General features: G+C 71.1%; 15 protein-coding genes. 5 read left to right on the top strand and 10 right to left on the bottom strand.

Going from position 1 to position 14,376, the window contains the following annotated elements:
- Window positions 1-107 precede the first annotated feature (107 nt).
- Entirely contained in the window at window positions 108-707 is a 600-nt protein-coding gene (locus ACZ607_RS23605; protein WP_469737482.1) for a hypothetical protein, read from the top strand.
- A 66-nt stretch (window positions 708-773) separates the two neighbouring features.
- Here the strand turns inward: ACZ607_RS23605 and ACZ607_RS23600 are convergent, their stop codons facing one another.
- The 4 genes from ACZ607_RS23600 to ACZ607_RS23585 all read right to left on the bottom strand — a co-directional run bounded on the left by ACZ607_RS23600 (window position 774) and on the right by ACZ607_RS23585 (window position 5,235).
- Window positions 774-1,898, bottom strand: coding sequence for a GuaB3 family IMP dehydrogenase-related protein (locus ACZ607_RS23600; protein ID WP_329040080.1), 1,125 nt, complete (start codon window positions 1,896-1,898; stop codon window positions 774-776).
- A 104-nt stretch (window positions 1,899-2,002) separates the two neighbouring features.
- Entirely contained in the window at window positions 2,003-3,505 is a 1,503-nt protein-coding gene (gene guaB / locus ACZ607_RS23595) for an IMP dehydrogenase (protein ID WP_469737479.1), read from the bottom strand.
- Window positions 3,506-3,640: 135 nt separating this feature from the next.
- Window positions 3,641-4,216: a sigma-70 family RNA polymerase sigma factor gene (locus tag ACZ607_RS23590; RefSeq protein WP_469737477.1), complete on the bottom strand. Its 576-nt coding sequence runs from the start codon at window positions 4,214-4,216 to the stop codon at window positions 3,641-3,643.
- 407 nt (window positions 4,217-4,623) lie between these two features.
- Entirely contained in the window at window positions 4,624-5,235 is a 612-nt protein-coding gene (locus ACZ607_RS23585) for a response regulator transcription factor (protein ID WP_003948568.1), read from the bottom strand.
- Between the two features lie 423 nt (window positions 5,236-5,658).
- On the opposite strand from ACZ607_RS23585, the gene ACZ607_RS23580 reads away from it, so the two are divergent.
- The gene (locus ACZ607_RS23580; protein WP_469737475.1) at window positions 5,659-5,988 is read left to right on the top strand and encodes a WhiB family transcriptional regulator; all 330 of its coding nucleotides are present in this window, start codon (window positions 5,659-5,661) and stop codon (window positions 5,986-5,988) included.
- 94 nt (window positions 5,989-6,082) lie between these two features.
- On the opposite strand, the gene ACZ607_RS23575 is transcribed toward ACZ607_RS23580, so the two are convergent.
- Window positions 6,083-6,973, bottom strand: coding sequence for a LysR family transcriptional regulator (locus tag ACZ607_RS23575; RefSeq protein WP_469737473.1), 891 nt, complete (start codon window positions 6,971-6,973; stop codon window positions 6,083-6,085).
- Between the two features lie 82 nt (window positions 6,974-7,055).
- On the opposite strand from ACZ607_RS23575, the gene ACZ607_RS23570 reads away from it, so the two are divergent.
- The gene (locus ACZ607_RS23570) at window positions 7,056-7,730 is read left to right on the top strand and encodes an MOSC domain-containing protein (protein ID WP_469737471.1); all 675 of its coding nucleotides are present in this window, start codon (window positions 7,056-7,058) and stop codon (window positions 7,728-7,730) included.
- A 118-nt stretch (window positions 7,731-7,848) separates the two neighbouring features.
- Window positions 7,849-8,622: an SDR family NAD(P)-dependent oxidoreductase gene (locus tag ACZ607_RS23565; protein ID WP_469737469.1), complete on the top strand. Its 774-nt coding sequence runs from the start codon at window positions 7,849-7,851 to the stop codon at window positions 8,620-8,622.
- A gap of 74 nt (window positions 8,623-8,696) precedes the next feature.
- On the opposite strand, the gene groL is transcribed toward ACZ607_RS23565, so the two are convergent.
- The 3 genes from groL to ACZ607_RS23550 form a co-directional block, all read right to left on the bottom strand.
- Window positions 8,697-10,328: a chaperonin GroEL gene (gene groL / locus ACZ607_RS23560; protein WP_469737467.1), complete on the bottom strand. Its 1,632-nt coding sequence runs from the start codon at window positions 10,326-10,328 to the stop codon at window positions 8,697-8,699.
- Window positions 10,329-10,426: 98 nt separating this feature from the next.
- Window positions 10,427-10,735, bottom strand: coding sequence for a co-chaperone GroES (gene groES, locus ACZ607_RS23555; RefSeq protein ID WP_003966899.1), 309 nt, complete (start codon window positions 10,733-10,735; stop codon window positions 10,427-10,429).
- A gap of 290 nt (window positions 10,736-11,025) precedes the next feature.
- Window positions 11,026-11,979, bottom strand: a complete 954-nt coding sequence (locus ACZ607_RS23550) for a polysaccharide deacetylase family protein (RefSeq protein WP_469737747.1) — start codon at window positions 11,977-11,979, stop codon at window positions 11,026-11,028.
- A 90-nt stretch (window positions 11,980-12,069) separates the two neighbouring features.
- Here ACZ607_RS23550 and ACZ607_RS23545 point away from each other — a divergent pair, with 90 nt between their 5' ends.
- Window positions 12,070-13,284: a THUMP-like domain-containing protein gene (locus ACZ607_RS23545; RefSeq protein WP_469737465.1), complete on the top strand. Its 1,215-nt coding sequence runs from the start codon at window positions 12,070-12,072 to the stop codon at window positions 13,282-13,284.
- 25 nt (window positions 13,285-13,309) lie between these two features.
- On the opposite strand, the gene ACZ607_RS23540 is transcribed toward ACZ607_RS23545, so the two are convergent.
- Window positions 13,310-13,960, bottom strand: a complete 651-nt coding sequence (locus ACZ607_RS23540; protein ID WP_469737463.1) for a hypothetical protein — start codon at window positions 13,958-13,960, stop codon at window positions 13,310-13,312.
- Window positions 13,961-14,053: 93 nt separating this feature from the next.
- A complete protein-coding gene (locus ACZ607_RS23535; protein ID WP_099174244.1) occupies window positions 14,054-14,326 on the bottom strand; it encodes a DUF1876 domain-containing protein in 273 nt (90 codons plus the stop codon).
- Between the last annotated feature and the right edge of the window lie 50 nt (window positions 14,327-14,376).

The following is a 14,376-nucleotide window of genomic DNA, read 5'->3' as shown; positions in this document are numbered from 1 at the left end:
CCAGGTCCCGCAAGGGATTCCCGGTGCCCCCTGTCGGTCCGGCCTGCTAGCCTGCGGCGTCACTCGTCGCACAGCAGTGCGTTTACGTCCCAGGGGGAAGATCCACCATGAGCCAGCCCGTTCAGCCGCCGAACCCGCCCCAGCAGCCCTACGGCGGCCAGCCGACCGACGGGAACCCGTACGCGGGGCAGCAGCCCGGCAACCCGTACCCGGGCCAGCAGGCGGGAGCGCCGACGGGCAACCCGTTCGCCGGCCAGCAGCCGGGCCAGTTCGGCGGCGGCGCGCCGTTCGCCCCGGCGGCACCGGCCCGCAACAACATCGGCCTCGGCGTGCTGACCGCTCTCGGCACCGCGATCGTCGCCGCGATCCTCTACGGCGTGATAGCCGGCTCGATCGAGCGCGAGGTCGGCTACGCGGCCGTCGGTGTGGGCTTCCTGGTGGGCTTCGCGGCGAGCAAGGTCGGCGGCGCCAACCCGCTCGTCGGCGTCGTCAGTGCCGTGTTCTCCCTGGGCGCGGTCTTCCTGGGCCAGCTCATCGGCATGTCGATGATCCTGGCGGACGGCCTCGGCGTCGGCTTCTCCGAGGTCTTCTTCGACCACTTCGGTGACCTGCTGAACGTCTGGAAGCACGAGGCCGACTTCATGACGTACCTCTTCCTCGCCCTGGGCCCGATCGCCGCCTTCGGTGGCGCCAAGCGCGCCGGCTGACCGTACGTATACGGGAGGGCCCGGACCGCCGATGCGGTCCGGGCCCTCCCGTGTGTGCGGGTGACGTCAGCGGCGGTGCTGCGAGTCCGCCACCGTCACCTCGACCCGCTGGAACTCCTTGAGGTCGCTGTAGCCCGTGGTGGCCATCGCGCGGCGCAGGGCGCCGAAGATGTTCATCGAGCCGTCGGGGTTGTGCGAGGGGCCGGTGAGGACCTCCTCCGTCGTGCCGACGGAGCCGAGGTCGACCAGCTTGCCGCGCGGCACGTCCTCGTGGACGGCCTCCATGCCCCAGTGCCGGCCGCGGCCCGGCGCGTCCGTGGCGCGGGCCAGCGGGGAGCCCATCATCACGGCGTCGGCGCCGCAGGCGATGGCCTTGGGCAGGTCGCCGGACCAGCCGACGCCACCGTCCGCGATGACGTGGACGTACCGGCCTCCGGACTCGTCCATGTAGTCACGGCGGGCCCCGGCCACATCGGCGACCGCGGTCGCCATCGGGACCTGGATGCCGAAGACGTTGCGCGTGGTGTGCGCCGCGCCGCCGCCGAAGCCGACGAGGACACCTGCCGCGCCGGTGCGCATCAGGTGCAGGGCGGCGGTGTACGTGGCGCAGCCGCCGACGATGACCGGGACGTCCAGCTCGTAGATGAACTGCTTCAGGTTGAGCGGCTCGGCCGCGCCGGAGACGTGCTCGGCGGAGACCGTCGTACCGCGGATGACGAAGATGTCCACACCCGCGTCGACGACGGCCTTGGAGAACTGCGCGGTGCGCTGCGGCGAGAGCGCGGCGGCGGTGACGACACCGGAGTCGCGCACCTCCTTGATGCGCCGCCCGATCAGCTCCTCCTGGATGGGGGCGGAGTAGATCTCCTGGAGCCGCGGGGTGGCGGTCTCGACGGGCATCTCGGCGATCTCGTCGAGCAGGGCCTGCGGGTCCTCGTGCCGGGTCCACAGCCCTTCGAGGTTGAGGACGCCGAGGCCGCCCAGCTCGCCGATGCGGATGGCGGTCTGCGGGGAGACCACCGAGTCCATGGGCGCGGCCAGGAAGGGCAGCTCGAAGCGGTAGGCGTCGATCTGCCAGGCGATCGAGACCTCCTTCGGGTCGCGGGTGCGGCGGCTCGGCACGACAGCGATGTCGTCGAACGCGTATGCCCGGCGACCGCGCTTGCCGCGCCCGATCTCGATCTCAGTCACGATGGTGTGGCCTTTCCCTCTACGTCTGCGCTGACCAGTATCCCCGACGCACGCGTGAGGGGCGGTCCCGGGAAGCCGGTCCGCCCCTCACGCGTGCTGATGTCTTACTTCCTGCTGTAGTTCGGTGCTTCCACCGTCATCTGGATGTCGTGCGGGTGGCTCTCCTTGAGACCCGCCGAGGTGATCCGGACGAAGCGGCCCTTGCTCTCCATCTCGTCGACCGAGGCCGCGCCCACGTATCCCATCGTCTGGCGGAGGCCGCCGACGAGCTGGTGCAGCACGTTGGCCAGCGGGCCGCGATAGGGCACCTGGCCCTCGATGCCCTCGGGGACGAGCTTGTCGTCGGAGGAGACCTCGGCCTGGAAGTAGCGGTCCTTCGAGTACGAGCGGCCCTGTCCACGGGACTGCATGGCGCCCAGCGAGCCCATGCCCCGGTACGACTTGAACTGCTTGCCGTTGATGAACATCAGCTCGCCCGGGGACTCCTCGCAGCCCGCGAGCAGCGAGCCGAGCATCACGGTGTCCGCGCCGGCCACCAGGGCCTTGCCGATGTCGCCGGAGTACTGCAGGCCGCCGTCGCCGATGACCGGGACGCCCGCGGCACGGGCGGCCAGCGCGGCCTCGTAGATCGCGGTGACCTGCGGGACGCCGATACCGGCGACCACACGGGTCGTACAGATCGAACCGGGTCCGACACCCACCTTGACGCCGTCCACGCCGGCGTCGATCAGGGCCTGGGCGCCGTCGCGGGTCGCGACGTTGCCGCCGATGACGTCCACGTCCACGGCCGACTTGATCTTCGCCATCCAGTCGAGGGCGTTGCTGTTGTGGCCGTGCGAGGTGTCGACGATCAGGAAGTCGACCCCGGCGGAAGCAAGCGCCTGGGCGCGGTCCAGCGCCTCGGGGCTGGCCCCGACGGCCGCGCCCACCAGCAGACGGCCTTCGGCGTCCTTGGCGGCGTTCGGGTACTGCTCGGCCTTCTTGAAGTCCTTGACCGTGATGAGGCCCTTGAGGATGCCGGCCTCGTCGACCAGCGGGAGCTTCTCGATCTTGTGGCGGCGCAGCAGCTCCATGGCCTCCACGCCGGAGATGCCGACCTTGCCCGTGACCAGCGGCATCGGCGTCATGACCTCGCGCACCTGGCGCGTCCGGTCGGACTCGAAGGCCATGTCGCGGTTGGTCACGATCCCGAGGAGCTTGCCCGCGGCGTCGGTGACCGGCACCCCGCTGATGCGGAACTTGGCGCACAGCGCGTCCGCCTCGCCGAGCGTGGCGTCGGGGTGCACGGTGATCGGGTCGGTGACCATGCCGGACTCGGACCGCTTCACCAGGTCGACCTGGTTGACCTGGTCCTCGATCGAGAGGTTGCGGTGCAGTACGCCGACGCCTCCCTGCCGGGCCATGGCGATGGCCATCCGGGCCTCGGTCACCTTGTCCATGGCGGCGGAGAGCAGCGGGATGTTCACGCGTACGTTCCGCGAGATGAGCGACGAGGTGTCGACCGCGTTGGGCAGCACGTCAGATGCGCCCGGCAGCAGCAGCACGTCGTCGTATGTCAGCCCGAGCGTCGCGAATTTCTCGGGCACTCCGTCGACGTTTGCAGTCATGACACCTTCCCCAAATGGCCTTGATCGGTGCGGATGTCCATGCTAACGGCCCAACGGGGTGTCTCATTCCACGAGCAAGATCACCTGGCGGTTCTGTGGCTTCCTCCACACCGCGGGAGCCCGCCCGGACCGTTCCTACTGGCCCGCGAGGGCCCGCAGTCTGCTCAGTGCGCGGTGCTGGGCGACGCGGACGGCACCCGGGGACATTCCGAGCATCTGCCCGGTCTCCTCGGCGGTCAGCCCGACCGCGACCCGGAGGACCAGCAGCTCACGCTGGTTCTCCGGCAGGTTGGCGAGGAGCTTCTTGGCCCAGGCCGCGTCGCTGCTGAGCAGGGCCCGTTCCTCGGGGCCGAGCGAGTCGTCGGGCCGCTCCGGCATCTCGTCGGAGGGCACGGCCGTCGATCCGGGGTGCCGCATCGCGGCCCGCTGGAGGTCGGCGACCTTGTGGCCCGCGATGGCGACGACGAAGGCCTCGAAGGGCCTGCCGGTGTCCTTGTACCGCGGCAGCGCCATCAGCACCGCCACGCAGACCTCCTGTGCGAGGTCTTCCACGAAGTGACGGGCATCACCGGGAAGCCGGTTCAGCCGGGTCCTGCAGTAGCGCAGGGCGAGGGGGTGGACATGGGCCAGCAGGTCATGGGTGGCCTGCGCGTCACCGTCGACGGCACGGTGCACCAGAGCACCGATCACCGTCGTCCCGTCCTCGCGCATCGGACCATGGTGCCTCGGCGCCGTCCGATCCGATGCATCGCGTCCGGAGTTGTGCACCGAAGCGTTATCAGCGGGTGCGGCGGACGCGTCGGCACGGCCGCCCGGCCTGCCGGCCCGGCCGACGGGCCCGTCGGCAGCGGCGCCACCGGCGTCGCGAGCGAGCGCTCCGGCGTTCTGTGCGGGTGCTCCAGCGTTCTGAGCGGGTGCGCCGGGTGTCATGTCCTGCGCCCTCCCCTTCCGCTCGACCGAATGTTCCCGGAGGAACTCCACAACCCCAAGGATGCGGCATCGGCCAGGAAGCGTCACATGGCGCTGGTGGGGAGGGCCCGGCCGCAGGTCCGCCGCCACCGCCGCCCCGTCCGCCGGTGTGCGGACGGGATCGCACGGCTACGGGCCGCGCCGCGGCATCAGCGGACCAGGCCCCAGCGGAATCCGAGCGCCACGGCGTGCGCACGGTCCGAGGCCCCGAGCTTCTTGAACAGACGTCGCGCGTGCGTCTTCACCGTGTCCTCGGAGAGGAAGAGCTCGCGCCCGATCTCCGCGTTGGAACGGCCGTGGCTCATGCCTTCGAGCACCTGGATCTCGCGCGCCGTGAGGGTCGGCGCCGCACCCATCTCGGCGGACCGCAGCCTGCGCGGGGCGAGCCGCCACGTCGGGTCGGCGAGCGCCTGGGTCACGGTCGCGCGCAGCTCGGCACGCGAGGCGTCCTTGTGCAGATAGCCGCGGGCACCGGCGGCGACCGCGAGCGCGACGCCGTCCAGGTCCTCGGCGACGGTCAGCATGATGATCCTGGCCCCGGGATCCGCCGAGAGCAGCCGCCGGACCGTCTCCACACCCCCCAGGCCGGGCATGCGTACGTCCATCAGAATCAGATCCGAACGATCGGCCCCCCAGCGGCGGAGGACTTCCTCGCCGTTGGCCGCCGTCGTCACACGCTCGACACCGGGCACGGTCGCAACCGCGCGGCGGAGCGCTTCTCGGGCAAGCGGGGAGTCGTCGCAGACGAGGACGGATGTCATGACCGTCCTCCGCAGCTGATGCGCGTCACCTTGAGCCTCCAGGCTGGTACAAGTCGTCACCTGTGCGGTTGACCCCCTCGGACATCTGCCCGAGCTCGTTCTGCGTCAACCGCCTCTCCCCCATCAACGACGGTCACTCGAAAGAGTTACGGGGCAAAGCATCCGGTTCGGCACTCTAAGTGAGGGGCCGTGTACGGAGGAGAGCGACACGGAGTCGTTCACCCGTGAACCGATGTCTCACCCGACAGCCTGCCCCATTTAGCGGGTTTTCTTCCCTTTTAGGGGCGTCTATGGCTAGATTCGCAATCAGTCATATTTACATCTACTAACACCGTAGATGTACCGTCGGGACTCCGGTCACCGACGAGCAACCACGGTCGAGGAAGCCGTTTCCGAACCAGCAAGGTTTCGAGGGGACACGCAATGGCAGATTTCTCCCGCCTTCCCGGACCCAACGCGGACCTGTGGGACTGGCAGCTGCTGGCCGCCTGCCGCGGGGTCGACAGTTCGCTGTTCTTCCACCCCGAAGGAGAACGCGGAGCAGCCCGGAGTGCCCGTGAGACCTCGGCCAAGGAGGTCTGCATGCGCTGCCCGGTGCGCGCCGAGTGCGCCGCTCACGCCCTCGCGGTGCGTGAGCCCTACGGCGTATGGGGCGGCCTGACCGAGGACGAGCGCGAGGAGCTCATGGGGCGCGCCCGCAACCGGCTGATCTCCGCCCACTCCGGGCCGCCCCCGGAGGCCGGCCACACCTGAGCCCCGGCACGACACACCGAATGCAGAAACGTTTCCTCGGCTTGGCGTGCCCGCCGCCGGAGTCGGCACCACGGGTGCGGCGGGCCGGGAGTGGTCAGCGCGCGGCAGCCCGGGACAGCTGATCCAGGGTCGCCGCCACCGCCGGGACCCGTGCCAGGTCGGGCAGGGTGAGGGCGACGATCTCCCGCTCCACGGCCGGCTCCACCGTCACGGTGCACGCCCCCTTGGGCCGTACGGATTCGAGGGCCAGCCGGGGCAGGACGGCGACCCCGAGACCCGCGCCGACCAGCCCGATCACCGCCGGGTAGTCGTCCGTGGCGAAGTCGATCCGGGGGGTGAAGCCGGACTCCTCGCAGACCTCCACCAGCTGCCGCCGGCAACGCGGGCAGCCGGCGATCCACGGCTCGTCGGCCAGCTCACCGATGTCCACCGCGTCCGCCCCGGCCAGCCGGTGCCCCTCGGGGACCAGGCCGATCAGCCGGTCCTTGAGCAGCGGGCGTACGACCAGGTCGTCCCACGCGTCGCCGGCCGTCCCGTAGCGGAACGCCAGCGCGATGTCGCAGTCCCCGTCGCGCAGCATCTCCACCGAGCGCGGCGGCTCCGCCTCGACGAGCGAGACCTGGGTGCCGGGGTGCGCGGCGCGCAGCGCGGCGAGGGCTCCGGGGACCAGGGTGGAGCTCCCGCTCGGGAAGGACACGAGCCGGACCCTGCCCGCCCGCAGTCCGGCGATCGCGGCGATCTCCTCCTCGGCGGCGGTCAGTCCCGCGAGGATGCCGGAGGCGTGGCGCACCAGCGCCTCGCCTGCCTGGGTGAGGCGCGTCTCGCGCCCCGTACGGATCAGCAGCGGGGTGCCCGCCGAGCTCTCCAGGGCCTTCATCTGCTGGCTGACGGCGGGCTGGGTGCAGCCCAGCTCCCGCGCGGCGGCGGAGAACGAACCGGTGGTGGACACGGCGCGCAGGACACGGAGATGGCGGGCTTCGATCACCCTTCAACCATAAGGGACGCTTGCAGCATCGGGCGATTAATCACCAGCAGCTTTGAGGGCCTCCCGATTACCCTGTCCGGTTATGAAGGTGCTGACCGTGAATCTCGGCCGTCCGACCCCCTCCCCCCACAGCGACGGGGCCGACGGGCTCACCGGGATCGGCAAGCAGCCGTCCGACGGTGCCGTGCCGGTCACCGACCCGGGCCCCAAGGGCACCGGCGGCAGCGGCCTGGCCGGTGACACGGTGTGCGACCTGCGGCACCACGGCGGATCGGACCAGGCGGTGTACGCCTACGCGCGCGAGGAGCTCGACGCCTGGGAGAAGCAGCTGGGCCGCCCGCTGCCCAACGGCGCGTTCGGCGAGAATCTGACGACGCTCGGGATCACGGTGAGCCACGCGCGGATCGGGGAGCGCTGGCGCGTCGGCGGCGAGCTGCTCCTGGAGGTGACGTCGGGCCGCATCCCGTGCCGTACGTTCGCGGGCCACATGGGCGAGCGTGGCTGGGTGAAGCGGTTCACCCGTGAAGGGGCGACGGGCGCGTACCTCCGGGTGATCGAGCCGGGCACGATCCGTTCGGGCGACCAGGTCGAGGTGGTGCACGTCCCCGACCACGGGATCACCGCCGCCCTGGAGTTCCGGGCGACCACCACCGAGCGGGAGCTGCTGCCCCGGCTGCTCGAAGCCGGTGACGCGCTGCACTCGGAGACGCTGCGCGCGGCGCGGGCGTACGTCGCGAAGCAGACCGCCGCCTCCTGACCCGTACGGCGGGGAGGGCCGCGCCGGATTCCGGCCGGGCACGCGGCGTCGATGCGCCCGGCTTCCAGGGGGCGGACGCGGGTCGGGCGCCCGCGCGTACGGCGGCTAACGTGCCGCTATGACGACTGCACTGATTACGGGCGCGACGGCGGGGATCGGGGCCGCCTTCGCACGGCGGCTCGCGAGTGACGGGCACAACCTGGTGCTGGTGGCCCGTGACACGGAGCGGCTGCGGGCCCAGGCAACGGAGCTGCACGACGGGCACGGCATCGAGGCCGAGGTGCTGACGGCCGACCTGTCCACGGACGCCGGGATCGACGCGGTCGCCGCCCGGCTGACGGACCGGGTGAGCCCGGTCGACCTGCTGGTGAACAACGCGGGCTTCGGCAACAAGGGCCGCTATCTGGACGTCTCGACGGCCGACGAGCTGACGATGCTGAAGGTCCACTGCGAGGCGGTGCTGCGTCTGACGTCGGCCGCCGCCGGCTCGATGCGGGAACGCGGTCGCGGCGGGGTGGTCAACGTGGCCTCCGTCGCCGCCTTCCTGCCGCGCGGGACGTACGGGGCGTCGAAGGCCTGGGTCGTCCAGTTCACCCAGGGCGCGGCGAAGGACCTCGCGGGTTCGGGGGTGCGGCTGATGGCGCTGTGCCCGGGCTTCGTACGGACCGAGTTCCACGAGCGGGCCGGGATGGGGACCGGCAACATCCCGGACTGGATGTGGCTCGACGCGGACAAGCTGGTGGCCGCGGCCCTGGACGACCTGGCCCGGGGCCGGACGGTGTCGATCCCGGACCCGCGCTACAAGGCGCTGATGGGCCTGGTGAAGCTGACGCCGCGCAGCCTGCTCGGCGGAGTCACCTCCCGCGCGGGCCGGACGTACGGCCCGCAGTAGCCGGCCGTCCCCCGACAGCACCGAGGCCCGGTGCCCCCGCGACGGGGGTACCGGGCCTCGGACGCGTACGGCCCCTAGTGGGAGTGGCCGTGGCCGCCGTGGCTGTGGCCGGCCTCGGCCTCTTCCTCGGCCGGCTTCTCGACGACCAGGGTCTCGGTCGTGAGCAGCAGCGACGCGATGGACGCGGCGTTCTCCAGGGCGGAGCGGGTGACCTTGACCGGGTCGATGACGCCGGCCTTCACCAGGTCGCCGTACTCGCCGGTCGCGGCGTTGAAGCCCTGGCCCTTGTCGAGCTCGGAGACCTTCGAGGTGATGACGTAGCCCTCGAGGCCCGCGTTCTCCGCGATCCAGCGGAGCGGCTCGACGGCGGCGCGGCGCACGACCGCGACACCCGTGGCCTCGTCGCCGGTCTTGCCGAGGTTGCCCTCGAGGACCTTGACGGCGTGGACGATGGCGGAGCCACCACCGGAGACGATGCCCTCCTCGACCGCGGCGCGGGTCGCGGAGATGGCGTCCTCCAGACGGTGCTTCTTCTCCTTGAGCTCGACCTCGGTGGCGGCACCGACGCGGATCACGCACACGCCGCCGGCCAGCTTCGCGAGGCGCTCCTGGAGCTTCTCGCGGTCCCAGTCGGAGTCCGTGGACTCGATCTCGGCCTTGATCTGGTTGACGCGGCCCTTGACGTCGGCGGAGTCGCCGCCGCCGTCGACGATGGTCGTGTCGTCCTTGGAGACGGTGACGCGGCGGGCGGTGCCCAGCACGTCCAGACCGGCCTGGTCGAGCTTGAGGCCGACCTCCTCGGCGATGACGGTCGCACCGGTGAGGGTGGCGATGTCGCCGAGCATGGCCTTGCGGCGGTCACCGAAGCCCGGGGCCTTCACCGCGACGGCGTTGAAGGTGCCACGGATCTTGTTGACGACGAGGGTGGAGAGCGCCTCGCCCTCGACGTCCTCGGCGATGATCAGCAGCGGCTTGGAGCCACCGGCCTGGATGACCTTCTCCAGGAGCGGGAGCAGCTCCTGGATGGAGCCGATCTTGCCCTGGTGGATCAGGATGTACGGGTCGTCGAGGACGGCCTCCATACGCTCCTGGTCGGTCACCATGTACGGGGACAGGTAACCCTTGTCGAAGGCCATGCCCTCGGTGAACTCGAGGTCCAGACCGAAGGTGTTGGACTCCTCGACGGTGATGACACCGTCCTTGCCGACCTTGTCCATCGCGTCCGCGATGAGCTCGCCGACCTGCGGGTCCTGCGCGGAGAGCGCGGCCACGGCGGCGATGTCGGCCTTGTCGTCGATCGGGCGGGCGGTCGCGAGGAGGTCCTCGGACACGGCCTTGACGGCGGCGTCGATGCCCTTCTTCAGGGCGGCCGGGGACGCGCCCGCGGCGACGTTGCGCAGACCTTCGCGGACGAGGGCCTGGGCGAGCACGGTGGCGGTGGTGGTGCCGTCACCCGCTACGTCGTTGGTCTTGGTCGCCACCTCCTTCACCAGCTGGGCACCGAGGTTCTCGTACGGGTCGTCGAGCTCGACCTCGCGCGCGATGGTGACACCGTCGTTGGTGATGGTGGGGGCGCCGAACTTCTTGTCGATGACGACGTTGCGGCCCTTCGGACCGATCGTCACCTTCACCGTGTCGGCAAGCTTGTTGACGCCGCGCTCAAGGGCGCGACGGGCGTCCTCGTCGAACTTCAGAATCTTCGCCATGGGCTGAGCTGTCCTCTCAAACGAACTGCGCCCCTTGCCGCCCGGCTAGTTATTTCGCAGGGGGCCAGGGGCGCAGAACAGAAGCAAACGTGGGTGAATTACTTCTCGACGATCGCGAGAACGTCGCGCGCCGAGAGGACGAGGTACTCCTCGCCGTTGTACTTCACCTCGGTGCCGCCGTACTTGCTGTACAGAACGACATCGCCGGTCTTGACGTCGAGCGGAAGGCGCTCGCCGTTCTCGAAGCGGCCCGGGCCCACGGCCAGGACGACGCCCTCCTGGGGCTTCTCCTTGGCGGTGTCCGGAATGACCAGGCCGGAAGCCGTGGTCTGCTCGGCGTCGAGCGGCTGGACCACAATGCGGTCCTCGAGCGGCTTGATCGCAACCTTGGAGCTGGTGGTCGACACGATCCGGTCTCCCCCTTCGGAGATCTCACGGGGTTTAACAGTCTGTGGGATGGCTACGAGGTCGATCCGTCGTCGCGGGTGCCGGACCTGCCCTGTCGCGCGGTTGTGCTGGCACTCTCCCTCGGGGAGTGCCAGCACTGAGACTATGACCGCGATTAGCACTCGGTCAAGCGGAGTGCCAATTCACCACCCTCGCGTGGCGTCGCGGGGCCGCGTGCGCCCGGGCGGCGGACCGGCGCACGCCCGGACAACGCGGGAGATCTCCATGGGGTTCCGCGGGCGACGGCCCGTCAGACGTAGTCCTCCAGCCTGGCCACGGCGTACCCCTTGGCGGTGACCGTCTTCATGACGTTGCGGATCATGTCGGCCATGGAGCCGTCCCAGTCCTCACGGCCCCGGAAGTGGGTGAGGATGATGTCGCCGGGGTGCAGGTCCTGGTCCCACTCGCGCCACTCCATGTGGTCGGGGAACGCCTCGGCGGCCCACAGGGGTACGGCCTTGATGCCGCAGGACTTGGCGATGCGCAGGGTGTCGCCGTTGTAGTTGCCGTACGGCGGGCGGAAGAGGGTGGGCCGCTTCCCCAGGAACTTCTCGATCTTGTCCTGCGAGCCGCAGATCTCCCGGCGCTGGTCCTCCTCGGAGAGCCCGGGGAGGTAGCGGTGGTTGAGCGTGTGGTTGTTGAGGGTGACGCCCCGGGCCTGCATGTCCTTGAAGTAGCCGTAGTCGTCGCTGACCTCGTAGTCGCTGAGGAAGGCGCTGTACGGGATGTTCAGCTCCGACATCATCCGCAGCAGTTCGGGGTCCTTCTCGGCGCCGTCGTCCATCGTCAGGAAGACGATCCGCTCCTTGGTCGGCACGGTGGTGAAGACCGGCGGCAGCTTCTCCCCGCCCTCCACCTCGAAGCCCTTGCGGGTGGTGATGTGCGGCTTCTCGGCGGGTGGCGCGGGGGCGGCCAGCGGGACCTTCGCCAGGCCCCACTTCTTCGCGACGGCGACGCGGGCGGCCACCTGCCGCTTCAGCTGCTCGGCCTTGGCCCTCGCCTTCGCCTCGGCCGCGGCGGGGCCCGCCTGCGCGGCCTCCGCCCCCGGCTGCCCGGCGGCCGGCCCGTTCCCCCGGCCGGCCCCCTCGTCCGCGCCGCCGGCGCACCCGGAGGCGGCGGCACCGACCAGCAGGGCGGCCAGGACCAGGCAGAACGGTCTGTGACGCTTCGTGACAGTTTTGTCGTTTTGTCGTACTAGCTGCATGGCGCCGCATCCTGCCACCGGGTCGGCGGCTGCCTCCGGCGACACCTCCGGGCGGCCCGCCAGGTCCCCCGGCTGGCTCACAATGGACAGGTGAACGCCCTCCCCCCTGCCGACCAGGCCGATCCGCTCGCCGCCTTCGCAGCCCTGCGCACCCCCGAGGGCGCGGCACTCCTGGACGAACTGCGCGACCACGACCCCGCCCGGGAGCTGGCGACCGCGACTCGGCTGCGCCGCACGCACCCCGCGGCCTTGGTGTCCGCGGCGCTCGGCCAGGCGCGGCTGCGGCAGCGCGCGGTGGCGAAGTTCGGGGCGGCGGACGCGTACCGCATGTTCTTCACCCCCGACGGCGTGGAGCAGGCGACCCGGACCTCGGTCGCGCGCTACCGGGCCGAGCGGTTCGCGGGGCAGGGGGTGAGGAGCGTCGCCGATCTCTGCTGCGGCATCGGCGGCGACGCGATCGCCCTGGCCCGCGCCGGGATCCGAGTCCTCGCCGTGGACCGCGACCCGCTCACCGCCGAGGTCGCCCGCGCCAACGCCGACGCGCTCGGTCTCACGGACCTGGTGGAGGTGCGGTGCGCCGACGTCACGGAGGTCGACACCTCCCCGTACGACGCGGTCTTCGTCGACCCGGCGCGGCGCGGCGGGCGGGGCAGGATCTTCGACCCCGAGGCATACTCGCCGCCGCTCTCCTGGGCGACCGGGGCCGCCCTCAAGGCCCCCCGCGCCGCACTGAAGATCGCTCCCGGCGTCCCGCACGAGGCCATCGAGCCGGCGGCCGAGGCCGAGTGGATCTCGGACGGCGGCGATGTGAAGGAGGCCGTGCTCTGGTTCGGCGAGGGCTTCGCCCCCGGCACGTTCCGGGCCACGCTGCTCCCGTCCCGCACCACCCTCGCCTCCGAGGGCCCGCTGCCCGCCCCGCCGGTCGGCCCCGTCGGCCGGTATCTGTACGAGCCGGACGGCGCCGTGATCCGCGCCCATCTGGTGGCCGAGATCGTGGAGCGGTGCGAGGGCAGGCTGATCGACGAGACGATCGCGTACGTCACGAGCGACACGCCGTACGCGTCCGACGCCACGGCCGCGTACGAGATCACCGATCAGCTGCCGTTCAACATGAAGAAGCTGAAGACCCTGCTGAGGGAGCGTCAGGTGGGTGTCCTGACCGTCAAGAAGCGCGGCTCGGCGGTCGAACCGGAGGAGCTGCGCCGGAAGATGAAGCTCCAGGGCCCGCACGCGGCCACCGTCTTCCTGACCCGGGTGGCCGGGGCCCCGACGATGCTGATCGGGCAGCCGGTGAAGCGGGCCTGATCAACCACCGGCCGCGAACAGCGGATCAGCCGCCGGCCCTGATCAGCGGGTCCGGCTCCACCCCGGCCAGCACCCGCAGCACCCAGCGGCGGTGGGCGAACGCCTTGACGAGACCGGCCAGCCCCGTCAGCCAGGCGAGGAACCCGAGCCCCATCAGCCAGGCCACCAGCCCGTACGTCTCCACGCCCGCCCTGGCGTTCGCCGGGACGGCCAGGCAGGCGAAGAGGCCCGTCGCGCAGAGCGCGAACGACATCAGCAGCCACACCAGGCTCGCCCGCGGCCGGCGCAGGGCCATGTCACCCTCCGGGTCGCGGTCCAGCCCGCCCCACTCCATGAGCAACCGGTGGATCCGCAGGTCCCTGGCCACGCCCACGGCGACGAGGACGGCCGCGGGGACCATGACGGCGGCGCCGACGGCCAGGCAGATGACCCCGGGAATCACACCGAGGGGGTCGTAGGCGTCCTCGAACATCAGGAACGCCGATCCCATCAGGGACCAGCCGAGCGCGGCGACCCCCGCCCAGGTCCAGAGCAGCGCGAGACGCCCGGGCCCGATGAACATCCTCACCAGCTCGGTGAGGACCACCGCCCGGTCCCTCAGCAGGGCGTCGCGGTCGGGCCAGGAGCGTATGTCCGCCGGCGGAGGCGGCGGCGGAAGCGGTGAACGGCCGGTCATGGCCCAGAGGTTACCGAGTCCGCGCCGCGCCGCCCTACGGTGGATCGGCCCCAGCCGTCGGGCCGACGGCCTGACCAGCCGCCGGTCAGGGGGTCAGGTCAGCGGGTACGACGTACGGCCGGACGCCTCGTCGATCTCGTCGTGCGCCTTGGTGAGCAGCTTCATGGCCAGCTCGTTGAGCGCGCGGGCTCCGGCGATCTCCTCGCCGACCCTCGGCTGCTCCGCGTCGGCGGGATGGCGGCTGGCGTATCCGTGGGCCCGCACCTCGGTCCCGTCGCTCAGCCGCACCATCGCGGCCGCGCGGGTCCGGTGGGTGTCCTCCTCGAACTCCAGCTCGATGTGCCAGCCGACGGTGGTCTCCATCATGTCGGTCACCTCCCGGGACTCCTGTTTCCAGGGTGCGCCCGATCCCCCGC

It is taken from the genome of Streptomyces sp. NPDC104381 (assembly GCF_055583745.1).
This window is presented reverse-complemented; position numbering and strand designations above follow the sequence as displayed.